At 67.6% G+C, this 25,537-nt stretch carries 22 protein-coding genes; 14 read left to right on the top strand and 8 right to left on the bottom strand.

Translation table 11 applies throughout. The annotated features are described in order from the left end of the window. The first annotated feature begins 1 nt into the window (after position 1). From O6P39_RS13585 to O6P39_RS13570, 4 genes are all read left to right on the top strand, one after another. On the top strand, positions 2–1,180 hold the full coding sequence (locus O6P39_RS13585) for an FAD binding domain-containing protein (RefSeq protein WP_275611837.1): 1,179 nt from the start codon (positions 2–4) through the stop codon (positions 1,178–1,180). A gap of 27 nt (positions 1,181–1,207) precedes the next feature. Continuing rightward, positions 1,208–2,320, top strand: coding sequence for an alkene reductase (locus tag O6P39_RS13580; protein WP_275611836.1), 1,113 nt, complete (start codon positions 1,208–1,210; stop codon positions 2,318–2,320). Positions 2,321–2,344: 24 nt separating this feature from the next. Next, positions 2,345–2,980: a DsbA family protein gene (locus O6P39_RS13575; protein ID WP_275611835.1), complete on the top strand. Its 636-nt coding sequence runs from the start codon at positions 2,345–2,347 to the stop codon at positions 2,978–2,980. Between the two features lie 119 nt (positions 2,981–3,099). Next, positions 3,100–4,107, top strand: coding sequence for an MBL fold metallo-hydrolase (locus tag O6P39_RS13570; RefSeq protein ID WP_275611834.1), 1,008 nt, complete (start codon positions 3,100–3,102; stop codon positions 4,105–4,107). Between the two features lie 34 nt (positions 4,108–4,141). Here the strand turns inward: O6P39_RS13570 and O6P39_RS13565 are convergent, their stop codons facing one another. After that, positions 4,142–5,011: a LysR family transcriptional regulator gene (locus O6P39_RS13565; protein WP_275611948.1), complete on the bottom strand. Its 870-nt coding sequence runs from the start codon at positions 5,009–5,011 to the stop codon at positions 4,142–4,144. Positions 5,012–5,145: 134 nt separating this feature from the next. On the opposite strand from O6P39_RS13565, the gene O6P39_RS13560 reads away from it, so the two are divergent. Then, positions 5,146–6,372 (top strand): YbfB/YjiJ family MFS transporter, encoded by a 1,227-nt coding sequence (locus tag O6P39_RS13560; RefSeq protein ID WP_275611833.1) that lies wholly within the window; start codon positions 5,146–5,148, stop codon positions 6,370–6,372. A 59-nt stretch (positions 6,373–6,431) separates the two neighbouring features. Here O6P39_RS13560 and O6P39_RS13555 read toward each other — a convergent pair whose 3' ends face one another. Continuing rightward, positions 6,432–7,085, bottom strand: a complete 654-nt coding sequence (locus tag O6P39_RS13555) for a hydrolase (RefSeq protein WP_275611832.1) — start codon at positions 7,083–7,085, stop codon at positions 6,432–6,434. A 251-nt stretch (positions 7,086–7,336) separates the two neighbouring features. On the opposite strand from O6P39_RS13555, the gene O6P39_RS13550 reads away from it, so the two are divergent. Beyond that, a complete protein-coding gene (locus O6P39_RS13550) occupies positions 7,337–8,293 on the top strand; it encodes a GlxA family transcriptional regulator (RefSeq protein WP_275611831.1) in 957 nt (318 codons plus the stop codon). Between the two features lie 171 nt (positions 8,294–8,464). After that, positions 8,465–9,832: a winged helix-turn-helix domain-containing protein gene (locus tag O6P39_RS13545; protein WP_275611830.1), complete on the top strand. Its 1,368-nt coding sequence runs from the start codon at positions 8,465–8,467 to the stop codon at positions 9,830–9,832. Here O6P39_RS13545 and O6P39_RS13540 read toward each other — a convergent pair. After that, complete coding sequence (locus tag O6P39_RS13540) at positions 9,798–10,172, bottom strand: helix-turn-helix transcriptional regulator (RefSeq protein ID WP_275611829.1); 375 nt, start codon at positions 10,170–10,172, stop codon at positions 9,798–9,800. The two genes, O6P39_RS13545 and O6P39_RS13540, sit on opposite strands and share 35 nt — an antisense overlap. A gap of 191 nt (positions 10,173–10,363) precedes the next feature. Here O6P39_RS13540 and O6P39_RS13535 point away from each other — a divergent pair, with 191 nt between their 5' ends. Beyond that, complete coding sequence (locus O6P39_RS13535; RefSeq protein ID WP_275611828.1) at positions 10,364–10,936, top strand: antibiotic biosynthesis monooxygenase; 573 nt, start codon at positions 10,364–10,366, stop codon at positions 10,934–10,936. 122 nt (positions 10,937–11,058) lie between these two features. Beyond that, positions 11,059–12,897, top strand: a complete 1,839-nt coding sequence (locus O6P39_RS13530; RefSeq protein WP_275611947.1) for an amidohydrolase — start codon at positions 11,059–11,061, stop codon at positions 12,895–12,897. A 58-nt stretch (positions 12,898–12,955) separates the two neighbouring features. Here the strand turns inward: O6P39_RS13530 and O6P39_RS13525 are convergent, their stop codons facing one another. Genes O6P39_RS13525 through O6P39_RS13515 form a run of 3 tightly spaced genes read right to left on the bottom strand, consistent with a single transcriptional unit; the run spans position 12,956 to position 16,922 of the window. After that, complete coding sequence (locus tag O6P39_RS13525; protein WP_275611827.1) at positions 12,956–15,193, bottom strand: molybdopterin cofactor-binding domain-containing protein; 2,238 nt, start codon at positions 15,191–15,193, stop codon at positions 12,956–12,958. After that, positions 15,190–15,660, bottom strand: coding sequence for a (2Fe-2S)-binding protein (locus O6P39_RS13520; protein WP_275611826.1), 471 nt, complete (start codon positions 15,658–15,660; stop codon positions 15,190–15,192). Before O6P39_RS13520 ends, O6P39_RS13525 begins: the two co-directional genes overlap by 4 nt. Continuing rightward, a complete protein-coding gene (locus tag O6P39_RS13515; RefSeq protein WP_275611825.1) occupies positions 15,657–16,922 on the bottom strand; it encodes a c-type cytochrome in 1,266 nt (421 codons plus the stop codon). Before O6P39_RS13515 ends, O6P39_RS13520 begins: the two co-directional genes overlap by 4 nt. Positions 16,923–17,255: 333 nt before the next feature. Between O6P39_RS13515 and O6P39_RS13510 the strand changes: the two genes are divergently transcribed. Further along, entirely contained in the window at positions 17,256–18,491 is a 1,236-nt protein-coding gene (locus O6P39_RS13510) for an MFS transporter (protein ID WP_275611824.1), read from the top strand. A gap of 63 nt (positions 18,492–18,554) precedes the next feature. Beyond that, the gene (locus O6P39_RS13505) at positions 18,555–19,454 is read left to right on the top strand and encodes a LysR family transcriptional regulator (protein ID WP_275611823.1); all 900 of its coding nucleotides are present in this window, start codon (positions 18,555–18,557) and stop codon (positions 19,452–19,454) included. Positions 19,455–19,457: 3 nt separating this feature from the next. On the opposite strand, the gene O6P39_RS13500 is transcribed toward O6P39_RS13505, so the two are convergent. Together O6P39_RS13500 and O6P39_RS13495 are read right to left on the bottom strand one after the other, a co-directional pair. Continuing rightward, the gene (locus O6P39_RS13500; protein ID WP_275611822.1) at positions 19,458–20,369 is read right to left on the bottom strand and encodes a LysR substrate-binding domain-containing protein; all 912 of its coding nucleotides are present in this window, start codon (positions 20,367–20,369) and stop codon (positions 19,458–19,460) included. Positions 20,370–20,477: 108 nt separating this feature from the next. Then, positions 20,478–21,458: a GlxA family transcriptional regulator gene (locus O6P39_RS13495; RefSeq protein ID WP_275611821.1), complete on the bottom strand. Its 981-nt coding sequence runs from the start codon at positions 21,456–21,458 to the stop codon at positions 20,478–20,480. Positions 21,459–21,561: 103 nt separating this feature from the next. On the opposite strand from O6P39_RS13495, the gene O6P39_RS13490 reads away from it, so the two are divergent. The 3 genes from O6P39_RS13490 to pqqF all read left to right on the top strand — a co-directional run bounded on the left by O6P39_RS13490 (position 21,562) and on the right by pqqF (position 25,470). Then, positions 21,562–22,356: an SDR family oxidoreductase gene (locus O6P39_RS13490; protein WP_275611820.1), complete on the top strand. Its 795-nt coding sequence runs from the start codon at positions 21,562–21,564 to the stop codon at positions 22,354–22,356. Positions 22,357–22,495: 139 nt separating this feature from the next. Beyond that, positions 22,496–23,095 (top strand): DJ-1/PfpI family protein, encoded by a 600-nt coding sequence (locus O6P39_RS13485; protein ID WP_275611819.1) that lies wholly within the window; start codon positions 22,496–22,498, stop codon positions 23,093–23,095. 116 nt (positions 23,096–23,211) lie between these two features. Then, complete coding sequence (pqqF, locus tag O6P39_RS13480) at positions 23,212–25,470, top strand: pyrroloquinoline quinone biosynthesis protein PqqF (RefSeq protein ID WP_275611818.1); 2,259 nt, start codon at positions 23,212–23,214, stop codon at positions 25,468–25,470. Positions 25,471–25,537 lie beyond the last annotated feature (67 nt).

Here is a 25,537-nt window from a genome sequence, read left to right as displayed (position 1 = left end):
CATGTCTGACACCCAAGCAACCTCGCAAACCCCACGCCGCGCACTGGTCATCGGCGGCTCCCTGGCCGGCCTGTTCGTCGGCAACCTGCTGCGGCGCATCGGCTGGAGCGTGGACATCTTCGAGCGCTCCGCCCATGACCTGGACAGCCGTGGCGGCGGAATCGTGCTGCAACCCGAAGTGGTGGCGGCGATCCGCGTCGCCGGCATCGACGCCAGCCACCTGGACCTCGGCGTGCCCTCGGTGCACCGCACCGTGCTGCGGCCCGACGGTTCGATCCGCAGCAAGCACCATTCCCCGCAGATGCAGACGTCCTGGTCGCTGATCTACACCACCTTGCGCAATGCCTTTGGCGACGAGCACTACCACCGTGGCCAGGCGCTGGTGAGTATCGAGCAGCCGGACGCCGGGCAGGTGATCGCGCATTTCGCCGACGGACACCAGGAGCGCGCCGACCTGCTGATCGGCGCGGACGGCGGCAACTCGGCGGTGCGTGCCCAGTTCTGGCCGGACGCCGAGCCGACCTATGCCGGCTACGTCGCCTGGCGCGGACTGCTGCCGGAGAACGACGTACCCGCCATCGCCCGCGACGTGCTGCTGGGTGACTTCGGTTTCGCCAACAACCAGCAGTCGCACATCCTGGGCTACCTCGTGCCCGGCGAGGGCAACGACACCCGGCCGGGGCACCGCTTCTACAACTGGGTCTGGTACCGCGTCGTCGATGCTGCGGTCCTGCCGGACGTAATGACCGATGCCGATGGCCGCCATCGGGGCTATTCGGTGCCCGAAGGCCAGCTCGCGCCGGCCTGGCGCGAACACCTCTACCGCGATGCCGATGCGTTGCTGCCGCCAGCCTTCCGCGCGACGGTCCGGGCCACGCCGGAGCCTTTCGTCCAGGCCATTCGCGACCTCGCCGTGCCGCACATGGTGGACCACCGCGTGGTGTTGATCGGCGATGCCGCCGCGATACCCCGGCCACACACCGCCGCCAGTACCTCGAAGGCCGCCAGCAACGCGCTGGCCCTGATGAACGCCCTGGCGCGCTACCCGAACGATCCCGATCGCGCGCTCGCACTCTGGGAAGGCCCGCAGCTCGCGCTGGGCCGCAGCCTCTACGACTACGGCCGGGAGATCGGCGATCACCTGTTGTTCCACCGTTTGCCGGCGCATCCGGCTGCCTGACCCCAACCCCGATACGGAGATTCCGACATGACTCAGAACCTTTTCCAGCCCATTGCCGTAGGTCCTTTCGACTTGCCCCACCGCGTGGTCATGGCACCGCTCACCCGCTCGCGGGCCGGCCAGCCAGGCGACGTCCCCACGGGCCTGAACATCGAGTACTACCGCCAGCGCGCCAGTGCCGCACTGATCATCACCGAGGCGACGCAGATTTCCCGCCAGGGCCAGGGCTATGCCTGGACTCCGGGCATCTACAGCCAGGCGCAGGTCGACGCCTGGCGCCAGGTCGCCGATGCCGTGCACGATGCCGACGGGCTGATCTTCATGCAGCTCTGGCACGTGGGCCGCGTTTCACACCCCAGCTTCCAGCCGGACGGCGCCTTGCCGGTGGCGCCCAGCGCCTTGCCGGTGCCGGGCAGGACCTTCATCGTCGATGCGAACGGCGAGGGCACCTGGGGTGAGATCCCGGTGCCCCAGGAACTGACGATCCAGGGCATCCAGGCCATCGTCGAGGATTACCGCCAGGCCGCCCGCAAGGCCCTGCAGGCCGGCATGGACGGGGTGGAGATCCACGCCGGGAATGGTTACCTGATCGACCAGTTCATCAATAGCCAGAGCAACCAGCGACAGGACGCCTACGGCGGCGACTACCGCAACCGCGCCCGGCTGCTGCTGGAGGTGGTCGAAGCGGTGGTCGAGGAGGTCGGGGCCGAGCGTGTCGGTGTGCGCCTCACACCCATGGGACGCTTCATGGGCATGGGCGACGACACCCCGGAGGCCACCTTCGGCTACATCGTCGAAGCGCTGAACCGCTACGGGCTGGCCTACCTGCACCTGGTCGAACCGATGATGGTCGGCACCGTGAAGGACGAGCAGGTCGACCCGCGCTGGGATCTCATCATCGGCCAACTTCGCGAGGCCTGGAGTGGCGTGCTGATCCTGGCCGGCGGGTACGACGCACAGACCGCGGAGACTGCGCTGGCCAATGGCCGGGCGGACCTGATCGCCTTCGGCCGGCCCTTCATCGCCAACCCAGACCTGCCGCGCCGGCTGCGCGAGGGGCTGCCGCTCAACCTGCCCGATGCCGCCAGCTTCTTCGGCGGCGACCATCGCGGCTACACCGACTACCCATTGCACGGCTGAACGAACCTGAAGGAGGAACGAGCCATGAGCACACTGCACTACCTCTACGATCCCTTCTGCGCCTGGTGCTATGGCGCGGCACCGATGATCGATGCCGCCCGCGGCGTGGCCGGCCTGGCCATCCAGCCCCATGGCGTGGGCATGCTGTCCGGCGACAAGGCCCGCTTCATGGGGGCCGACTGGCGCGACTTCGTCCGTCCTCATGAGGAACGGGTGACCCAACTGACCGGCCAGCCGTTCGGGGTGGCCTATACCGACGGTATCCAGGAGCGCGAGGACGTCCGTCTCGACTCCTCGGTGCCCATCGTCGCGATGCTGGTGGCCGAAGAGCTGGCCGGACGCGGCGTCGAACTGCTCGAACGGCTGCACAGCGCCTATTTCCAGGAAGGCCGCGAAGTTGCGGACCCGCAGGTGGCGATCGAGCTGGCAGCCGAGATCGGCCTGGATCGCCAGGCCTTCGCGGAGCGCTTCGCCGCCTTCACCGGCGACGAGCTGAAGGCGCACCTGCGCGACAGCCAGGGCTGGATGCAGCGCCTCCAGGCACGCGGCTTTCCGGCCTTCGCCCTGGAGCATGACGGTCGCCTGGAGGTGCTGCCGGTGGGGCATTACCTGTCCCACCCCGAGCGCTTCAAGGAAAAGTTGCAGAGCCTGCTGGCCTGAGGCTCCCGCGATCGCCCAGCGCCCGGGGCCTGGGCGATCGACTCAGCACACCGGTACAAGAGGCGCCGGTGGACTTGCCGGAGGATGGACCTCCCACTTCCCACGGAGATTCGCCCATCATGCCGGCACTACTTTCCAGGAGCGGGTCCAGGCACGGACTCACCCTGCTGGCCAGCCTCTCGCTATTGGCAGCCGCTCACGCACAGGCCCAGGCACCGGCCGCACCGAGGACGCAGGTGCCGGGCTACTACCGCCTGGCGGTGGGTGACTACGAAGTGACGGCGCTCTTCGATGGCTTCAACGACCTGTCCCCCGGTCTGTTGCTGGGCATGAGCCCCGAGCGCATCCAGGCGCTGCTGGCACGGCAGGCCATGGCCGGCGATCGGGTGCAGACCAGTTTCAACGCCTTCCTGGTCAATACCGGCCAGCACCTGGTGCTGGTGGACAGCGGCGCCGGGCAGTGCCTCGGCGGCACCGCCGGGCATCTGCTGGAGAACATGAAGGCGGCCGGCTACAGCCCCGAACAGGTCGACACCGTGCTGGTGACCCATATGCACCTGGACCACGTCTGCGGCCTGGTGGACGGGCAGGACGGGGCGCTGTTCCCCAATGCCACGGTGTATGCCGCCCGCGCGGAGGCCGATTACTGGCTCGATGCGAAGCGCCTGGAGCAGGCGCCGAAAGAAGCGCGCGGGTTCTTCGAGGTCGCGCAGAAGTCCCTGGCGCCGTACCAGTCCGCCGGCCGCTTGCAGACCTTCGTGCCGCCGGCCTCGCCGATCCCCGAGCTGAAGACCGAGAGCACCGTCGGCCATACGCCGGGCAGCACCAGCTACCGCTTCGAGTCCAAGGGGCAGTCCATCGTGTTCATCGGCGACCTGATCCACAACGTGGCGGTGCAGTTCGCCCACCCGGAAGTGGCGATCCGCTTCGATGTCGATCCGAAACAGGCGATCAAGACCCGCGACGCCGAGTTCACGGCCCTGGCCAAGGGCGGTACCTGGGTCGCCGCCGCGCACTTGCCGTTCCCGGGCATCGGCCATGTCAGCCGCGAAGGCAAGGCCTTCGACTGGGCGCCGGTGAACTACGGGCCTTACCAGCGTCCCGCGCAGGTACCGCTGATTCAGTGAGAGCAGGGCGTACAACCGTTCGGGGTTGTACGCCCTACGCGGTGACCTCGCCGAAGGCCGCCGCGATCGCATCGATCACCGCCCGCACCCGCGCGGTGTGGCGCACGTCCTTGTGGGTCACCAACCACACGTCATAGGGCAGGGTGCGCTCGGGCCAGAGGCGCACCAGCCCCTCCGATGCTCCCAGCGGCAACGGCAATTCACCCACGCCCAGGCCACCGAGCAGGGCGCGGCGGACCATGAAGCCGGAGGTGCAGGTCATGGCGATGCGGCCGTGGATGATCGGCTCCGAGGCCAGGAGCACGTCCTTGCCGCTGTCCAGATAGGGCTGATAGACCACCAGGTCGTGCCCGGCGAAGGCACTGCCCGGCTCGGGCACGCCGCGCTCCTCGATGTACCCGCGTGAGGCGAACAGCCCGCTGTCCCAGCGCGCCAGGCGGCGCACGATCAGGTCGGGGTTCTCCGGCTGGTGGGTGCGCACGGCGATGTCCGCCTCGCGCTTGCTCAGGTTGAGCATCTGCGTCGAGGTCTGCAGCTGAACCTCGATGCCCGGCTCCTGGCGGTGCAGCGTGGCGATGGCGGGGATGATGAAATCGGTGGCGAATGCATCGGTGGTGGTGATCCGCACCACGCCGCTCATGCGGTCGTCCATGCCGAGGATCTGCCGTTGCAGCTCGGCAGCGGAAGATTCCATGTTCAGCGCCGCGCTCATGGCGATCTCGCCGGCCGCGGTCAGGCTGTAGCCGGCGGAGGTGCGCAGGAACAGGGTGGCGTCCAGCGAACGCTCCAGCGAGGCCAGGCGCCGGCCCACCGTGGCCTGGTCCACCGCCAGCACGCGGGCAGCACCGCGCAGGGTCTGCTCGCGGCACAGGGCGAGGAATACCCGCGCATCGTCCCAGTTCATCATGGCGACTCCTTGTTGATGCATAAATGCAGCTCAGGGAAGGAAACTCGCTGCATTATTTCATTTCCCGGCAACTTTATGATTTCCCCCATCACCACTCAACGGCGCCGCCTGACGGCGCGATAGGGGTCGTCATGAATGCCGATGCTTCCCGCCTCGCCAGCCGAGGCTCCCTCTGGTTGCCGATCTGGGCCGGACTTTGCGCCAGCCTGGTCGGCATCGGTCTTGCGCGCTTCGCCTACACGCCGCTGATTCCGGCGCTGATCGAGGCGCACTGGTTCTCCGCCTCCGCCGTGGTCTACCTCGGTGCGGCCAATCTCGCCGGCTATCTGCTCGGTGCACTGGCCGGGCGTCCGCTGGCCGCGCGCTGGTCCAGCACGGCGGTGCTGCGGGCGATGATGCTGCTGGTCACGCTGTCGTTCTTCGCCTGCGCCTGGCCGCTGAACCAGGCCTGGTTCTTCTTCTGGCGCCTGGTGTCGGGGATTTCCGGCGGGGTGATCATGGTGCTGGCCGCCAGCACCATCCTCCCGCACGTGGCCGCCCACCGTCGCGGGCTGGCCAGTGGCGCGATCTTCCTCGGCATCGGCCTGGGCATCGCCGCGTCCGGCACCCTGGTGCCACTGTTGCTGTCGCTGGGCCTGCTGCAAACCTGGCTCGGCCTCGGTGCGCTGGCCCTGGCGCTGAGCCTGAGCAGCTGGTTCGGCTGGCCGCAGGAGCAGCCCCATGCCCAGGCGCACCCGGTCGAGGCGCCGCGCGCCACGGCGGGCATCCATGTGCTGTTCGCCCAATACGCGCTGATGGCGACTGCGCTGGTGGCGCCGATGATGTTCCTGGTGGACTACGTGACGCGCGGACTCGGCGCCGGCACCCATGGCGGCGCGCTGATCTGGACGCTCTACGGCGTCGGCGCCATCGTCGGGCCAGTGATCTACGGCTTCCTCGCCGACCACCTCGGTGCGCGGGCGGCGATTCGCCTGGTACTGGCGGCGCAACTGATCGCCCTTGGGCTGCTGCTGGAAACCACCGACCTGCGCCTGCTTGGCCTGGCCAGCCTGGCTATTGGCTCGTTCCCGCCGGGCATCGTGCCGTTGGCCCTGGCACGGGTGCATCAACTGGTGCCCGGTCACGCTGCGCAGAACGCCACCTGGAGCCGTGCCACGGTGTCCTTCGCCAGCTTCCAGGCCATTGCCGGCTACGCCTATTCGGCGCTGTTCAGCGCGAGCCACGGTCATTACACCCTGCTGTTCGCCATGGCCGCCGGCGCCATTGCGCTGGCCCTGGTGATGGAGACGGCGCTGCTGTTCCGGGCTGAAGCGGAGGCGGGAGAGGCTGTCGATGGCGAGTTCAGAGCACAGCCTTGAGCGGGTATTCGATGACCCGGTAAAGGAAAGGGAGCGGCAGTGCCGCTCCCTGTTCAGGCTCAGTGGCCTTCGCTGGCGTTGAACATGGTCTTGGCGTAGATCAGGCCCAGGCCGTAGGCGCCGCCGTGGGCGATGGAGGTCTTCACGGTCTGGTCGTAGGTTTCGCCACGGGCCCAGTCGCGCTGCAGTTCGAGCAGGTATTGCAGGGACGTCATGGGGCGAGCGCCCAGTTGGATCATGCGCTGCAGGGCCATCTCGTGGGCCTCGGTGGACACGTCGCCACAGGCGTCGGCGATCACGTACACCTCGAAGCCCTGGTCGATGGCCGAGAGCGCCGGGCCGACGATGCACACCGAGGTCCAGAGGCCGGCGAGGACGATCTTCTGCTTGCCGTGCTTGTTCACCTCGACGGCGATGCGCGGGTCTTCCCAGGTGTTCATGCTGGTGCGGTCGATGACCTTGTAGTCGGGGAATACCGACTTGATCTCGTCGAAGATCGGGCCGGAGAAGCTCTTCTCGGCAACGGTGGTGAGGATGGTGGAGACGCCGAATTCCTTCGCCGCCTTGGCCACCAGCGCCGCGTTGTTGCGCAGGGTTACCGCGTCGATGGACTTGGTCGCGAAGGACATCTGCGACTGGTGGTCGATCATGATCAGGGTGTGGTCGGTTGGGTTCAGCAGGGTTTTGCCGGGAACGGCCGAGGCGGTGGGCATGAGCGGATCTCCTAGGGTGGTGCGCACGGTTTCTGCGCAGGATTCGCCGGCCCGAGGCCGGCGTGGCGATCAAACTATGGAGTCCGCTGCCCTGGTATTTCTTGGATCGATGTGCTCGGCGCTTTCGCAGCGCCAGGGCGCAAATGTTCTATTCGACCTAGCATTGGCTAGGTAGATTGTCGGCTACACGACACATAAGGCGTATCTCAGCCAAGGAGCCCGAAGAGATTGATCGCAACCAAGGTAGTTCGATGAAGACGGTGGCAATGGTGCTGTACCCTGATGTCCTGGCGCTCGATGTGTCGGGGCCGATGGAAGTGTTTGCCGTGGCCAACCGCTATCTGCCGCCGGCGCGCCATTACCGCTTGCTGACGGTGGCGGCCCACGACGGAGCGGTGCGCGCCTCCAGCGGGCTGAGCCTGCAGGCGGACCTGCGGCTGGGTGACCTGCCGCCCGCTGTGGACCTGCTGCTGGTGCCCGGTGGCCCAGGGGCCTACAACACGCCCTGCGAGGTGCTCACCGCCTGGTTGCCCGAGGCGGCGCGTGGCGCGCGGCGTTACGGCGCGATCTGTACCGGCGCCTTCCTGCTCGGTGCGGCCGGGTTGCTCGACGGGTATCGCTGTACCACCCATTGGAACTACCTGGAACGCCTGGCCCAGCGCTTTCCGGCGACGCGGGTCGAGGATGAGCAGATCTACGTCGCGGATCGCAACCTGATCACCTCGGGCGGCGTGACCGCCGGTATCGACATGGCCCTGGCGGTGGTCGCCGAGGATCACGGCAAGGACGTGGCGCTGGAAGTGGCCAAGGTGCTGCTGGTGGTGATGCGCCGCCAGGGTGGCCAGAACGCCTACAAACCGCTGCTGGCGGCGGTGGTGCGCAACGGTTCGGCGATTGCCCAGGCCCAGGCCTACGTAGTGGATCACATCGACGAACCGCTGTCGGTGGACCGCCTGGCCGAGTTGGTGGCGATGAGCCCGCGCAACTTCTCGCGGGCGTTCCAGCGGGAGGTGAACCTGACGCCCATGCAGTACGTGCAGAACGCGCGCATCGACCATGCGCGCAAGCTGCTCGAAGGCAGCGAGCTGCCCTTGAAAGTGGTAGCCCGCCGCAGTGGTTTCGGCAGTCCACGGCACATGCGGACGGTGTTCGGCGAGCGCATCGGCATGACGCCGACCCAGTACCGCCAGCACTTCAATTGCGATTGACCGTTTTGCGCATCCAGATTGGCCGTATCAGGCCCCCTGGTCGAATTGCGTGGTCACCTGCACGGCACCAGTATTTCCAGTACCTCGACACGAAGCATCCGCCCGACTGTTGCGGTATCGCTCCGGCGCCTGGCCCCGGAGCGATGTACCGACTCAAGAGATGAATGGCAGATGAGCGCAAACACAGACTCCAGCACCGATACCGTCCTGCAGTTCGGGCGCTTCCGCTTCCATCCCTACAAGCGCCAGCTGCTGCAGGACGACCGCCCCGTACGCATCGGCAGCCGCGCACTGGACATCCTCCAGGTGCTGATCGAACACCCGGGCGAAATCATCGGCAAGGACGCCATCATTGCCCAGGTCTGGGGCTCGACCGTGGTCGAGGAAATCAACCTGCGGGTGCACATCGCCGCACTGCGCCGCGCGCTCGGCGAGGGGCGGACCGGTGAGCGCTACATCGCCAACGTGCCTCTGCGCGGTTACGGCTTCGTCGGCGTGGTCGAGACCCTGCGGGAGTCGGCGACGCTGCCGGTTCGCGAAGCTCCGCTGTGCAACCTGCCGGTCATGCTGATGGGGCTGGTGGGGCGCGACGAGCTGATCCAGCAGTTGCTCACGCAACTGCCCCGCGTCCGTCTGCTGACGCTGGTCGGGCCCGGCGGCATGGGCAAGACTTCCACGGCGATCCGTGCCGCCGAGCTGGCGCGCACGCAGTTCGCCCAGACCCACTTCCTCGATTTGTCGTCGGACCCCGACGGCGTATCGCTGCACCATACCCTGGCGCGGATGCTTGGCGAGCCCAGCGAGCAACCCACCCTGCTGCTGCTCGACAACTGCGAGCACCTGGTCGACGTCTGCGCCGAAGCCATCGAGCACCTGCTGCGCCTGCACCGGGGGCTGCACGTGCTGGCCACCAGCCGCGAGCCGTTGCGGGCCGAGGGCGAGCACCTGCTGCGCCTGCCGGCGCTGGAAGTGCCCGAGCGGGACGATCTGCCCATGGCGCAGGTTCTGGCCTGTTCGGCCGTGCAGCTGTTCATCCAGCGGGCGCGTGAAGTCTCGCCGCGCTTGCAACTGCGCCGGCCACAGGTGCAGTCGATCGTCGATATCTGCCGGTGCCTGGATGGCATCCCATTGGCCATCGAGATGGCGGCGCGGCAGGTGGGCGTACTCGGCCTCACTGAGCTGGCGGCGCTGCTCGACACCCCCTATCCGCTGCAGATGCCCGGGCGGCGTACGGCGCCGGCGCGTCAACAGAGCCTGCGGGCGACCTACGACTGGAGCTTCGGCCAGCTCAGCACCAGCGAGCAGCTTTGCCTGCGCCTGCTGGCGCGCAAGAAGGACAGGTTCACCCTCGAGGCGGCGGTGGCCATGCTCGATGGCTCCCGGCTGCGCCCCGAATGCATCTTCGCCGCGGTGCGCCAACTGGCGGACAAGTCGCTGCTGATGGTGGAGCAGGGCGAGGGCGGGCTGGCCTACCGGATTCCCAACACCGCCCGCGCTTACGTGCTCAGCCCGCCAGGCGCCGCCAGCTCAGCGGCGTGATCCCTTCCATGCGGGTGAAGATCCGGCAGAAGTGAGCCTGGTCGCAGAACCCGCACTCCAGTCCTATTTCCGCCAGCGGAAGGCGCGCCTCGGCCAGCAGTCGCTTGGCTTTCTCCACCCGCTGCCGACGCAACCACGCCTGTGGCGAATCCCCGGTGCTGACCTTGAACTTGCGGCTGAAGTCGCTGCGCGACAGGGCGCAGGCGTTGGCCACGGTGGAGACGTCGATGCCTTCGTCCAGATGCTCCAGCAACAGTTCCAGGGCGCGCTTGCATTGCCAGGGGGCAAGCCCCCGTACCGATTGCCCGACAGTGGCCTGCGTGGTGGCGGTCTGCAGCATCATCGTTCTCCCTAATCCAATTGCCATGAGCAGATGGTTGGGGAGGCGGGCGCGGGCGGCCAGTTAAAGCGGGTTAATCCTGGTTAACGCGGGTAATTGCGGGGTCATGCGGGCGCAGCACATGCGTCCAATCCCGGCATGACGGGCCACGACATAGTGAGCCCATCGACGGACGCGCCCACGGTACGCACATGAGCACCAATGCTATCGACCTGAACAGCGTGGTGACGCTGGTGATCCAGCACAAGGTGCGCGGCGAGTCGCTGCCCGAGTACGAAGCCTGGTTGCGCCGGACGGTCAAGGCTGCGCAACGCTGGCCCGGCCACCTGGGCGTCAACGTGATCCGCCCGGACGGCTGCGATTCCCTGTTCACCACCGTGGTGCGCTTCGCCCGGGCCGATCAGCTACAGGCCTGGATCGATTCGACCGAGCGTGCTGCACTGATCGGTGAAGTGCAGGCGTTGCTGGAGGAGGGCGACCATCCGCTGATCCAGAACGACGCCGAGTTCTGGTTCACCCCACGCCAGGCGCCCCCATCGCCGCGCTGGAAGCAGGCCTGCGTGACCTTTCTGGTGATCCTGCCGCTGTCGCTGCTGGTGCCGCTGCTCTGGCGTCCGCTGTTCAGGCTGCAGCCCTGGTTGGGCGGTTACCTGGCCAGCAACGTCGTGATCACCGCCAGCATCGTGCTGCTGGTGGTTTACCTGTTCATGCCGGCAGCGACGCGCCTGTTCGCCAACTGGCTGAGTGCCGGAGGAACGCAATGAACGAAGACCCTACCAGCAAGAGCCGTCGCCGCTTCCTGGCCTCCAGTTCCGTACTGGGCGCGGCGGGCGTTCTCTGGTCCGCCCTGCCGGGTACATCCTTCGCCAACCCATCGAGAAACGCCATGAAAGCCGATCTGATCCTGTTCAACGGCCGCTTCCACACGGTCGACCGTGAGAAACCCACGGCCACCGCCGTGGCCATCACCGACGGCAAATTCATTGCCGTGGGCAGCGATGCCGAAATCATGAGCCTGCGCAGCGACGCCACCCAGGCCATCGACCTCAAGCAGCGCACGGTCATCCCCGGCCTCAACGACTCGCACCTGCACCTGATCCGTGGCGGTTTGAACTACAACCTGGAACTGCGCTGGGAAGGCGTGCCGTCCCTGGCCGACGCCCTGCGCATGCTCAAGGACCAGGCCGAGCGCACGCCCACGCCGCAGTGGGTGCGGGTGGTGGGCGGCTGGAACGAATTCCAGTTCGCCGAGAAGCGCATGCCCACTTTGGAAGAGATCAACCGCGCGGCGCCGGACACCCCGGTGTTCATCCTCCACCTCTACGACCGCGCGCTGCTCAACCGCGCCGCGCTCAAGGCCGTGGGCTACACCAGGGACACGCCGAACCCGCCCGGCGGCGAGATCGTCCGCGACGGCAACGGCGAACCCACCGGCATGCTGATCGCCCGGCCCAACGCGACCATCCTCTATGCGACCCTGGCCAAGGGACCGAAGCTGCCGCTGGAATACCAGGTCAATTCCACCCGCCAGTTCATGCGCGAGCTGAACCGCCTCGGGCTGACCAGTGCCATCGACGCCGGTGGCGGCTACCAGAACTACCCGGACGACTACCAGGTGATCCAGGAACTGGCCAAGCAGGGCCAGCTCACCGTGCGTATCGCCTACAACCTGTTCACCCAGAAGCCCAAGGAAGAACTCCAGGACTTCCAGAACTGGAGCAAGATCGTCAAGCCGGGCGACGGCAGCGACTTCTTCCGCCACAACGGTGCCGGCGAGATGCTGGTGTTCTCCGCCGCCGACTTCGAGGACTTCCTCGAACCGCGCCCGGACCTGCCGCAGACCATGGAACAGGAGCTGGAGCCGGTGGTGCGCCACCTGGCCGAACAGCGCTGGCCGTTCCGCCTGCATGCGACCTACAACGAATCCATCTCGCGCATGCTCGACGTGTTCGAGAAGGTCAACCGCGACATTCCGTTCAATGGCCTGCACTGGTTCTTCGACCACTGCGAGACCATCACGCCGCAGAACATCGAGCGCGTTCGGGCGCTGGGCGGCGGCATCGCCATCCAGGACCGCATGGCCTTCCAGGGCGAATACTTCGTCGACCGTTACGGCAAGCAGGCCGCCCAGGCCACGCCGCCGATCCAGCGCATGCTCAGCGAAGGCGTCCCGGTAGGCGCCGGCACCGATGCCACCCGCGTCTCCAGCTACAACCCCTGGACCTCGCTGTACTGGATGGTCAGCGGCAAGACCGTAGGTGGCATGGAGCTGTACCCGCAGGGCCTGCCGCGCGCCACTGCGCTGGAGCTGTTCACCCACGGCAGCGCCTGGTTCTCCACCGAACAGGGCAAGAAGGGCCAGATCAAGGTGGGCCAGCTGGCCGATCTGGTGGCGCTGTCGGAGGACTTCTTCAGCGTCGAGGAGGAAGCCATCAAGTGGATCGAGTCGGTGCTGACCGTGGTCGATGGCAAGGTGGTGTATGCCGCCGCCGAGTTCGAAAAACTCGGCCCGCCGCAATTGCCGGTGCTGCCGGACTGGTCGCCGGTAAGCCGGGTACCGGGTCACTGGAAGCCCGCCGCGCCGCTCACCGCCCAGGTGCACCAATGCGTCGGCGCCTGCGCCGTGCATGCGCACAGCCACGAGCGGGCGCGCCAGTCCAACGTGCCGGTGAGTGACTTCCAGGGCTTCTGGGGCGCCTTCGGCTGCTCCTGCTTCGCCTTCTGACCTGCTGCCCCATCTGAGCGGCACCCGCACCCCGTGATGGCGGGGCGCGGGTGCCGTTTCAGACTGCCGTTTCCCTGCGCGCGAGGGGAAGGCGCAAGGGCCGCTGCCCGGTGGCATCGGCCACGGCGTTGCCCAGCGCGGCAGCCATCGGCCCCTGGACGATCTCGGCGGCACCGAGGAAGGGCTGGCCGGGCTGGTCGAGCAGATGGACCTCGACCTGCTGGGGCAACTGCGGGAAACGCAGGATGGGATAGCCGCTCCAGTCGTAGCTGCGAACCCCTTCCGAGTCATAGTCCACCGCTTCGAACAGGCTCCAGCTGGTTGACTGCACGATGCCGCCCTCTACCTGGTTGCGCAGGCCGTCCGGGTTGACGATCTGTCCGACGTCGACGGCCGTCACCACCCGGTCCACCCGTATGTCTCCGGTCTGCGGATGCACCCGCAGCTGCACGGCGATCGCGCAGTAACCCATGATGTTCTTGTAGCGGGCAAAGGCGAAACCGATGCCCGTCCCCGGCACGCTGGCCTTGCGCGGCCAGCCGAAGGCATCGCGCACGCGCTCCACCACGGCGCGGGCACGCGGGTCGTCCAGGTGCGCCAGGCGGAAGCTGACCGGGTCGCTCCCGGCACGCTTGGCCAGTTCATCGATGCAGGCCTCGATGGTGAACACGTTGATGTGCGCGCCCAGGGAGCGCATGGCCGAGGTGCGGAAGGGCATCTGGGTGACGAAGTGCATGTCGATGCGCGTGGAAGCCAGGCGATACAACGGCACCGCATTGCGGTCGCCGTCGCCCTCCGGTTGCGCGATGGGTACCGAGGGTGCCGAGGCGAAGGGTTTGGCCAGCAGGCGTGCGGGGATCAGCCGGCCCGCGTTGACGATGCGTTCGTTGTGCGGCGTGGTCCACAGCTCGTAGTTCCAGTCCTGCAGCCGGCCATCGGCATCCAGGCTGGCCTGCACCTGGGTGAGCATCGCCGAGCTGTAAGGCTCCCAGAGATTTTCCTGTTCGCGCATCCACTGCACCCGGACCGGCTGGCCGGGCACCTGCATGGCGATCAGCGCGGCGTCGGCAGCCGCATCGTCGGCGCCGTTGTGGCCGTAGCAACCGGCGCCTTCGCTATGGATGCAGCGCACTCGCCCAGGGGGCAGGCCGAGCATCTCGGCGATGCCGGCACGCAATGGATAGACGCCCTGGGTGTGGGTCCAGACCGTCAACAGCCCGTCCTTGAACCAGGCCACTGCGCAGGACGGGCCGATGGAGCCGTGCATCAGGTACTGCTTGGTGACCCGTGCCTTGAAGCCCTGGCCCGGTTGCGCGGCAAGGCTGCCGGTTTGGCGGATCGGGTAGAGCCGCGACGGCAGGCGGGTGAGCAGTTCGTGGATATGGCGCGCCTCCGGCAGGGTGTCGCCACCGCTCCAGGCCGCCTGCTCATACCCGGCGCGCATGGCCTTGACTGCTTGCCACTCGTCGCGTGCGACCACCGCCAGGTAGTTGCCGTCGCGCACCACCTTCACTACTCCGGGCAGGGCCTGTACGGCGTCGGCGTCGAAGCGCTCCAGACGGCAGCTGGGGCGGGGCGGGCGGATCACCCGAGCATGCAGCATGCCCGGCAGGCGCAGGTCATGGACGAACGCCGCGCCGCCGCTGACCTTGGCCGGAATGTCCAGGCGCGCCAGGGATTGCCCGATCACCTGGAAGCTGTCGGCCGATTTCGGCGGCGACTTCGGTTGGGCATAGCGATGCAGGTCGACCCCGGCCACGGCCTCGAAGTACTCCATGCGTTGTCCCGTTGGGCCGATGATCTGCGCGTCACGGGTGATCAGGCTGCCGGGCTCGACGCTCCAGTGCCGGGCCGCCGACTCCAGCAACAACTGCCGGACCTGGGCCGCCGCGTTGAACAGCGCCGTGCCGCTGTCGAAGATGCTGTGGCTGCCGGCGGTATAGCCTTCGTTGGGGGTGAGGGCGGTATCCGCGGTGAGCAGGCGGATCGCCGTTGGCGCAACCTCCAGGCGCTCGGCGGCGATCTGCAAGAGGGCGGTCTTGACCCCCGTACCCAGCTCGACCTTGCCGGTGTAGACGGTGATGCCCTGGGCATCCACGCGAATCCAGGCATCGAGAAAGGGATTGGTGCGCAGGCTGCCGGGGAGGTCCGGCGCCAGCACCTGGGTGCCGAGGGTATCCACCTCGGTGTCGGCCAGCGCATGGCGCGCGCCCGGAAGCAGTGAGAACGCCACCAGCAGGGCTCCGTCGCGCAGGAAGGCGCGGCGGCCGGGATCGATTTCGGCATCGGCTTTCATGCTGCGCCCCCTTGGCCGGCGACGGCACGAATGGCCTGGATGATCCGCAGATGCGTGCCGCAGCGGCACAGGTTGCTGGCCATGTGCGCACGAATCGTCGCCTCGTCAGGGTGCGGCTCGCGCTCCAGCAGGGCCTGGGCGCGCATCAGCATGCCGGCGATGCAGTAACCGCACTGCGCCGCCTGGGCGTCGATGAAGGCCCGCTGCAGCGGCCCCGGATGCTCGGCACTGCCCAGACTTTCCACAGTGCGAATGCGCTTGTCCTCCAGGCCGAGGCAGGGTGTCAGGCATGAAAACACCGGCTTGTCGTCGACCAGTACGGTGCAAGCGCCGCACTGGCCCAGGCCGCAGCCGTACTTGGCACCGTTGAGGCCGAGCTGGTTGCGCAAGGCGTAGAGCAGCGGCATGTCGGGGTCGATGTCGAGTTTGTGCAGCGTGCCATTCACGTTCAGGGTCAGAAGGGTCATGGCGCCTCCTGGCGCAGGGCGTCGATGGTCGTGGCAAGATCGGCCCAGGGCTGGCCAGGCTCGGCGCCTGCGCGCAGGTAGGCGGCGAGTTCGGCGAGCTGGCGGTTGTCGAGGCTGTCGGCGAACGGGGGCATCTGCGGGCCGGGCTGCCCCGGGATGGGGGGAAGACCTTCGAGTACGGTCTTGAGGAAGTTGCGCGGGCTCGCCGCGCGCAGCGCCGAGGTTCGGGCCAGCGCCGGGCGGGCGTCGATGGCGCGCATCGGCGCGGCCTCGCCATGACAGCCGGCGCAGGACGCCTGGAACAGTGCCGCGCCAGGCGCCTTCGAGTCCGGCTCGGCAGCCGCTTGCGCATTGCCGGCGGGGAGGGCGGCAGTGGCTCCCTCCAGGCTCAGCAGATAATCGGCGATGGCCTCCACGTCGCTTGCGGGCAGATTGCCCAACCCCTCGCTGACCGGACGCATGGGGCCGGCAGCCGCGCCGTGTCCCGCCGCCACGTCGCCGCGCAGATAAGCGATCAATTGCGGGCTGCTCCAGGGATTGCGCGCCTTGGCCATTCCCAGCAACGACGGAGCTTCCCAGCCATCCACGATGCCACCGGCCATGCGCTGCGCGGATTTCTCCGCGCCCAGCAGGTTCAGCGGGGAGTGGCAGGCTGCGCAGTGCCCGGCGCCTTCCACCAGATAACGGCCACGGTTCCACTGCGCCGAACGGCTGGCGTCGGTCGGCGCGGGTTCGCCGCGCAGGAACAGCAGGTTCCAGAAGGACACCAGGGGCCGCAGATTCATCGGGAAATTCATCTGGTTCTCCCTGGCCGGTGCATCCACCGGCGGCCCGCTCATCAGGTAGGCGTAGGCATCGCGCAGGTCGTCGTCGCTCATCCGCCGGTAGTGCACGTAGGGGAAGGCGGGATAAAGGAAATGGCCATCGCGGGCAATGCCTTTGCGCATGGCGCGCTCGAAGGCGTCGTACGACCACTGGCCGATGCCGGTCTGCGGATCGGGGGTGATGTTGGTGCTGTAGAGGGTGCCGAAGGGCGTGACCAACGGCAGACCGCCGGCCAGATAGGCGCCACCGGGGCGGGTATGGCAGACGGCGCAGTCCCCGGCCTCTACGACCTGCGCGCCTCGGCGGATCTGTTCCGGGGCGGCGACTGCCAGCTGGGCGAGGGGAGCGATGGCGGGCCGCCACATGAGCACGCCGGCGCAGGCCGCTCCAATGACGGCTACGGCCAGGGCGCCGCTCCAGAGCGTCTTGCGCTTCATTCGCGACACCTCCAACCCGCCAGTTGCAATGGTGTTTCAAGCGCTGCTCCGGGCGCGGCGCGGAGGACGTTCGCCAGAGTGATGGGCTGCATGGGGGCTTCCTTCTGAACGCTCATGGCCGGCGGGCGGCCCGGTGCTTGGAACGACATGGTAGGCAGCCATTGCGCGGCGACGGTATCGCCTCCGCGCGCAATGCCGTTTTGCGCGAATGGCAATGCCGGGCAGCGTTGCGTGCTGTGCATCGCTGTGTTGCCTGGCCGCCGGATTCCGGACCACGGTGGCGCGCTCTAGTCTGGCGTCCTCACTCTCGAATCACCCCCATGAGGTGCCACCATGTCCTTTGCCAATTCCGCTACGGCCGATCCCGACTCCATTTCCGTCAACGCAACGCCGACGCTGTCCACGGCCCTGGTGATCTTTCTCGCCTTCTGCTGTGGCGCGGTCGTCGCCAATCTCTACTACGCCCAGCCGATCGTGGAGATGATCGCGCCCTCCATCGGTCTCTCCACCGCACATGCCAGCCTGATCGTTTCCCTGACCCAGTTCGGCTATGCCCTGGGTCTGCTGTTCCTGGTTCCGCTGGCCGACCTGCTGGAGAACCGCCGGCTGCTGGTGGGCTTCACCCTGGCCGTGGCGCTGTGCCTGGCCGCCGCCGCGCTGAGCCGTACGCCTTCGCTGTTCCTCGTCAGCTCCTTGCTGATCGGCCTGACCTCGGTGGCCGTGCAGATCCTCGTGCCGCTGGCCGCGCACATGGCCCCGGAAGCCTCCCGGGGCCGCGTCGTGGGCAACATCATGAGCGGCCTGCTGCTGGGCATCCTGCTGTCGCGCCCGCTGGCCAGCACCCTGGCCGAAGCCTTCGGCTGGCGCGGTGTGTTCTACAGCGCAGCAGTGCTGATGGCGGTGATGGCCGTGGTGATGGGGCGGGTGCTGCCGCGCCGGGTCCCGGCGCACCAGGCCAGCTATGCCGCGCTGATCGCCTCGGTGTTCGCCCTGGCTCGCCGCCACGCGGTGCTGCGCGAGCGCTCGCTCTATCAGGGGCTGCTGTTTGCCAGCTTCAGCAGCTTCTGGACCATCGCCCCGATCGAGCTCGTCCGCCAGCACGGCTTCAGCCAGAACCAGGTGGCGCTCTTCGCCCTGGTCGGCGCGGTGGGCGCCGTTGCCGCCCCCATCGCCGGCCGACTGGCCGACGCCGGGCATGGCCTCCGCGGTACCACCGTCGCCTTGCTGCTGGCTCCGCTGTCGCTTCTGGCCGGTGCACTGCCGGGCGCCGGCTGGGTCTGGATGGTAGTCGCCGCGGTGCTGCTGGACTTCGCCGTGCAACTGAACATGGTGCTCGGCCAGCGCGAGGTGTACGCCCTCGACCCGAACAGCCGGGCACGCCTGAACGCCGTGTACATGACCAGCATCTTCGTCGGCGGGGCCTTCGGTTCGCTGATCGCCAGCCCGCTCTACGAACACCTGGGCTGGGCATCCTTCTCAGGTTTGTCCGCACTGTTCCCGGCCCTGGCGCTGCTGCTGTTCCTGTTGCATTCGAACATGAAGAAGAGCACAGACGTGCAAGTCAACTGAGGCTCGGCTGCCTAGGCTCGGAAGTCAGATGTCGAGCCTTGGCGCCGATCCGGGAGTTCTGCCATGGACAAACTGCTGGCCCTCACCATGTTCGTCGAAACCGTACGCTGTGGCGGTTACTCCGCCGCGGCACGCCGGCTGGGCGTAGCGACTTCCTCGGTGGCCCGCCAGGTCGCTGGCCTCGAAGCCGAACTGGGCGCCGCGCTGCTCAATCGCACCACGCGGCAGAACAGCCCAACCGCAGTCGGCCTGGGGTACTACGAAAAGGCCGTGAGCATCCTCGATGCGCTGGCCGAGGCGGACGGCGCCATTTTCGACCGTGGCAGCGAGGCCAGGGGACGCCTGCGGGTCAGCATGCCGGTGGAGTTCGGCCGGCGGATCATCGCGCCGCACATCGGGCGCTTCCTGGCGCAGCATCCCGAACTGGAAGTCAGCCTTTCCCTGAGCGACCAGATGACCGACCTGCTGAAGGAACGGATCGACGTCTCGGTCCGCCTGGGTTCGAGCCTGGCGAACGACGACATCATCAGCAAGCCCGTGGGGCGCTTCGAGCGCTGGGTGGTGGCCAGCCCCGAGTACCTGGCGCGTACCCGCGTTCCCACCCATCCGCACGACCTGCTGGAGCACCAATGCCTGTGCTTCGATTACGACAGCGCGCCGCCGAACTGGGTGCTGCGCGATGACGTGGAGAGCTTTGCGATCAACGTGCAGGGGCGCCTGCAGAGCAACAACGCCGAGATACTCCGCGAGGCCGCGCTCTCAGGTGCCGGCCTGACCCTGCTGGCGGACTGGCTGGTCGCCGAGGACGTGCGCCAGGGACGCCTGACGCGCGTACTGGCCGGCTATGACGCAAGCCCAGGTGGCGCCAGCTGCCTGATCAATGCGCTGTACCTGCCCAACCACCGGGGTTCCAGTCGCATCAGGGCGTTCATCGCCTTTCTTGAAGACGCGTTGCGGCGCTGACCCTCAGGCCCCCGGCTCGGCCATGTGTTCGACGATCTTGTTGCGCAGCCAGCGCTCGGCGGGGTCGTTGTCGGTGACTTCGCCCCAGACCATGGACAGCTCCGAGGTGGCGATGGGGAAGGGCGGGTCGTCGGCACGCAGGCGACTGCCATCGATGAGAGCCGCCGCCGCATAATCCGGGACGCAGGCGAGCAGCTCGGTGCCCGGCAGTATCGAGCGCAGGCCGCTGAACTGCGGGACCGCCAGCGCCACGCGGCGAGTGCGTCCGACTCTGGCCAGGTCGTTGTCGATGTTGCCGCACAGGTCGCCGGAGAACGACACCAGCGCATGGGGGCGCTCACTGAAGTCATCCAGGGTGAGCGCCTCGGGACGATCGTCGCCGCGCAGCACCTTGGCCTTCATGTCGCGCAGCTTGCGGCGCTTGGCGTTGGCCGGCAGCTCGGTGGTGTAGCTGACGCCGACGGAGATTTCCCCCGAGGCCAGCATCGCCGACATCAACAGGAAGTTCACCCGCCGCACCACCACGACCACGTCCGGTGCTTCCTCGCGGATCTGCCTGAGCAATTGCGGAAAGAGGCCGAACTCGGCGTCATCGGACAGGCCGATGCGGAAGGTGTCGCGGTTGGTCGCCGGGTCGAACTCACGGGCGCGGCTGACGGCGCTGGAAATGGTGTCCATGGCCGGCTGCAGTTCACGGAGGATCGCCAGGGCACGCTGTGTGGGCTCGTAGCCCTTGCCGTTGCGCACCAGCAGCGGGTCGTCGAAGAGGTCGCGCAGGCGGGCCAGCGCGGCGCTCACGGCGGGCTGGCCGAGGAAGAGCTTTTCGGCGGCGCGGGTCAGATTCCTTTCGAACATCAGCGACTCGAAGATCACCAGCAGGTTCATGTCGACGCGGCGCAGATCGTTACGGTTCATCCCGGCTCCTCGTGGGTTTTTCGTTGAGCTGGCAAGTATCGTGCGCGCCGGGCGGTTGTCTTGGACGATTGTGTTGAACTCTCTGGGCGCAGCTTCGTGCTCGGCCCATTACGCCCCGGATTCAGCAGCCCCAGGCCGGTCGGCCATCACCCGGCGAGCATCGCGGCGTACCGCCTGCGGGGGTACGCCGAAGCCGCGGATGAAGGCTTCGCGCAGGTGGCGACGATCGCGGAAGCCGGCTTCCCGTGCCACTACGTCCAGGGAGTGGCGGCTCTGTTCGATCATCAGCCGGGCGGCTTCCAGGCGCAGTCCCTCGATGGCCTTGGCCGGGGATTGCCCTGTTTCGGCAGTGAATACGCGGGTGAACTGGCGCGGGCTCAGGTGCACGAAGTCCGCCAGCTCCTCGACGCTGAGCGGGCGGCTCAGGTGGTTGCGCGCGTAGTTCAGGGCGCTCTGGATACGGTCCGACTTGGGCGCGAGGTCGAGCATTTCCGAGTGCTGCGACTGTCCGCCGGAGCGGTGCTGGTGCATCACCAGCTTGTGCGCCACCGAGCGGGCCACGTCCGCGCCCAGGTCCTTCTCCACCATGCCGACGGCGAGGTCGAGCCCGGCGGTCATGCCCGCCGAGGTCCAGATAGGGCCGTCGACGATGTAGATGCGGTCGTCCTCGACGGTGATGTCCGGATGGCGCTTGTGCAGCGCCTGGGCGTAGGCCCAGTGGGTCGTCGCGCGGCGCCCGGCCAGCAGGCCCGCCTCGGCGAGAATGAAGCCGCCGGTGCAGACGCCGACGGTACGCCGCGCCTGGCCGCCAGCCCGGCGCACGAAGTCGAGCACGGCGGTAGGCGTCTCGCTGGTGACGGGATCGTTGACCCCGACCACTATCCAGGTATCGGCCAGCCCCGGCGCCTGCAGGGGGCGGGTTTCCACGGCAAGCCCCAGGGAGGAGCACACCAGGCCGCCGGCCGGGGAGAAGTTCTCGACGCTGTAGAACGGCTCCCCGGCGACCAGGTTGGCGAATTCGAAGACTGTCTGGGTGGCCAGGGAGAGCACCTGGAAACCGTCAGTCAGCAAGTAGCCGATGCGATGCATAGTCGATACTCCTATGTCCTGAATCACTACCTTATACGTCATTTGAGATATCGCCAAGCCGTCGCATCCTGATCTCCAGTACCCCCCAACCTGGAGAACCGACATGACCCAGTCCCATCCCGGCACCGCCCTGATCACCGGTGCATCCTCCGGCATTGGCGCCATCTATGCCGAGCGCCTGGCCCGCCGTGGCCATGACCTGATCCTGGTCGCCCGCAATCGCGGCCGCCTGAATGCCCTGGCCCAGCGCCTGAGCGACGAAACCGGTCGCTCCGTCGAGGTGGTGGTCGCCGACCTGGCCGACAGGTCCGACCTGGCGCGGGTCGAAGAGCTGCTCAGGACCGATGCCAGCATCTCCCTGCTGGTGAACAATGCCGGCGTCGGCGCGACCCGGCCGCTGCTGGAATCCAATGTCGACAAACTGGAAGAGCTGCTCACGCTCAACGTGAACGTGCTGACTCGCCTGACCTATGCGGCGGTGCCGGGTTTCGTCGCCCGGGGTGGCGGCACCCTGATCAACATCGCGTCCATCGTCGCCATCGCCCCGGAGGTGCTGAACGGTGTGTATGGCGGCTCCAAGGCGTTCGTCCTGGCGTTCAGCCAATCCCTGCATCATGAGCTGGCGGACAAGAACGTCAGGGTGCAGGTGGTACTGCCCGGCGCGACGGCTACCGATTTCTGGGGCGTGGCGGGAACTCCGTTGGAGTATCTGCCGGAGGCCATCGTGATGAAGGCCGAAGACATGGTGGATGCGGCGCTGGCCGGCTTCGACCAGGGCGAATTCGCCACCATTCCGGCCCTTCCGGAGATTGCCGACCTGAACGACTACGAGGCGGCGCGCCAGAAGCTGATGCCCAACCTGTCGCTGAGTACGCCTGCTGCACGCTATCGCCATTGATGTCGCGATAGCAGACATTGGAGTACAAGGAATACGGGCCTACTTGACGCAGGCCCGCATTCTTTCGTGCCCGCCAAAGAGCGGGATGCCAGGAGCAGGGCGCATATCCGCCCCACCGCCGAGATCGTGCGAGGTAGCCATGCACATCGCCATTGTGACCTTCGAAGGGTTCAACGAACTGGACTCCCTGATCGCCTTCAATCTGCTCAATCGCGTGAAGCGCCCGAACTGGCGGGTCTCCATCGCCAGCCCCGAACGCTCGGTGCGCTCGATGAACGGGCTAGCGCTGGAGGCGCAGGCCACCCTGGAGGACGCCTGCCAGGCGGATGCGGTGCTGGTGGGCAGCGGAGTCAATACGCGCGACGTGGTGGCCACACCCGAACTGATGTCGCGGCTCCGCTTCGACCCAGCGCGGCAGCTGCTGGGTGCGCAATGCTCGGGGACGCTCATCCTCGCCAGACTCGGCCTGCTGGACGGCGTTCCTGCCTGCACCGACTTGGTCACCAAGCCCTGGGTGGAGGAAGCGGGCATCGCCGTGATCAACCAGCCGTTCACCGCCAAGGGCAACGTGGCGACGGCTGGCGGGTGCCTGTCCTCGCAGTACCTGGCGGCCTGGTTCATCGCCCGCCTGGCGGATGTCGAGGCGGCGCGGGGCGTGTTGTTCCATGCCGCGCCGGTGGGGGAGAAGGAGTTCTACGTCAGCCGTGCCCTGGAGAACATCGCACCCTTCCTGCGATGACGGCGGAGGGGCGCCGCGCATGGCAAGACTGCACCCTGCCCAAGGAAGTATTTTTCTTCCCCTGCAATGCCGCTAAGGTGGCGACAGTTGTACCGCCACCGGAGCCCGTCAGCGAAATGACCGCCGTTTCCGCCCCGACACGAGAGTTGCGCCTGGCCAACGGCCTGCGCGTCGTGCTCGTGCATGCGCCGGATTCGCCGAAGGCCGCCGCCCTGGCGCGGGTCGCAGCGGGGAGTCATGACGAGCCGGAGGATTTTCCGGGGCTTGCGCATTTCCTCGAACACCTGCTGTTTCTCGATAGCGCGAACCACCGTTCGGCGCAGCGGCTGATGCCCTGGGTGCAGGGGCGCGGCGGGCGATTGAATGCCAGCACCCAGGCGCGCACCACCGATTATTTCTTCGAAGTGGCGCCCAACGATCTGGGCGATGGACTGGCGCGTCTCGTGGACATGCTGGCCCGGCCGTTGCTCGATCAGGCCGCGCAACTGAGCGAGCGCGAAGTCCTGGAGGCCGAGTACATCGCCCGCTCGGCGGATGCCGGCACCTTGATCGATGCGGCCTTGGCCGCCGCCGTTGCCAAGGATCATCCGCTGCGACGCTTCGTGGCCGGCCGACGTGCCAGCCTTCCGGTGGAGAGCGAGGCTTTCCAGCACGCACTGACTCACTTCCATCGCGAGCACTATCATCCCGGCAATATGGAACTGTGGTTGCACGGCCCGCAGTCGCTGGATGCGCTGCAGGCACTGGCCGAGCGGGATTGCCTGGGCTGGCCGGCGCAACCCGCGACGGTGCGCGAAGCCGCGCCGCCGTTGCTGCCGCTGATCCAGGACTCGCTCGCCCTGCAACTGCCCGGAGCCCCGCGCCTGGTGCTCGCGCTCGTGCTCGATGGCCTGGATGCCTGCGCCGAGCAGGCCCTGGAAAATCTGGGTGAGCGCCTTGGCGACGACTCTCCCGGCAGCCTGTTGGCCTGGCTGGGCGAGCGTGGGGTGGCGGATGAGGCCAGCCTGAGAGTCGTCTATCGCGCCCAGGAACAAGCGCTGCTGGCGGTGACCTTCGAGTTGGCGGATGTCGGTGCCGCCGCCGTGGTGGAGGCCGCGTTTCTCGATTGGCTTCGGGCCTCGTACGAATGCGGCGCGGACAGCCTGGGGAACTTCCAGAGCCTGCCCGCGCTTGAGCAACTGCGCCTGCGTGTGCGTGGCCTGCCGGCTGCTGCGGACGCCAATTGGCTGGAAAGGCTCGCCAGGGCGCCGATGATTCGCCTGCTGGTGGCGCCGGATATCGAGGGGCTGCCGGTCGAGGTCGCCGGCTTCCCGCTGATGCTCGCCGAAGCGAGCCTGCAAAGCGTTGTTCCGGGATCACACTCCTGGCGCTTTCCTGCGCCTTTGCCAACCAGCACTGCCAAGGCGGGCGCGCTGCACCTGCGCTGGCGTTTCCCGGCGCGCCCTTGCCGCAGCTACTTCCTCGCCATGCGCCTGGCCTTGCGGCCACTCGTTGGCCAGGCGCGGTTGCGCGGTGTGGCGTTGCGGCTTGAGGAGGAGGGCGCCGACTGGGCCCTCTCGGTAAGCGGACCGGTCGACCGGCTGGACGAGCCCTTGGTCGAGGCGTTGAGGGTGTTACAACAGCCACCTTCGGCGGTACTGCAGCAGGGCGAGCGTCTGCTTCAGCGTGAGCGCCAGCGTCAGGCCGCCGAGTTGCCGATACGCCAGTTGCTCGCCGCATTGCCCTCGGCCCTGGCGGGAAACGCCATGGCAGCTCCCGACTGGGCGGTTGCCCGCTGGGATCTGCTGGAGCAGCACGCAACGCTTCCGACAAACGCCCCGGTGCCCGGCGCGCGTGCCGCCGAGCCGCTACTTCCTCCTGCGCTGCCCGGCGGGCGCCACTGGCAGCGCGGGGCGGGCGGGGGGGAAGCGGCTCTGTTGCTGTTCTGCCCCGTGCCCGATCGGGACGCGGCCATCGAGTCCCGTTGGCGGCTGCTCGCCCGTGTGCTGGAGCCCGGCTTCCATCAGCGTATGCGCGGCGAACTGAACCTGGGCTATGCGCTGTACTGCGGCTTCCGCCAGGTTGCCGGTTGGCGTGGCGTGCTGTTTGCCGTGCAATCGCCCCACGCAGGCCCTGACGAGTTGCTGCAGCACTTGCAGGACTTCCTTGATGCTGCGCTGCTGGATGGCATTTCCGAACAGCACCTGCAGAGTCTGGCCGCCACCCTGGCAGGCCCCGTCGACGCCTGGCAGGACCGCCTCGCCGGTGTCGCCGACGATCACCACGAACATCTGATCAACGCCGCACGCCGCCTGACCCGCGCCAACCTCAAGGCAGCCCACACAGAGCTGCTGGCTGCCAGCGGCGGTTGGTGGCTGCTCGCCAACCGCACCTGACCTCATCCTTGTGACACCTCCGGGCCCCGTCGTGACGGAGGCCTTCCTGCGACTTTTGTCCGCCTCC

Origin of the sequence: Pseudomonas sp. PSE14 (genome assembly GCF_029203285.1) — a bacterium.
Taxonomy (GTDB): Bacteria; Pseudomonadota; Gammaproteobacteria; order Pseudomonadales; family Pseudomonadaceae; genus Pseudomonas.
This window is presented reverse-complemented; position numbering and strand designations above follow the sequence as displayed.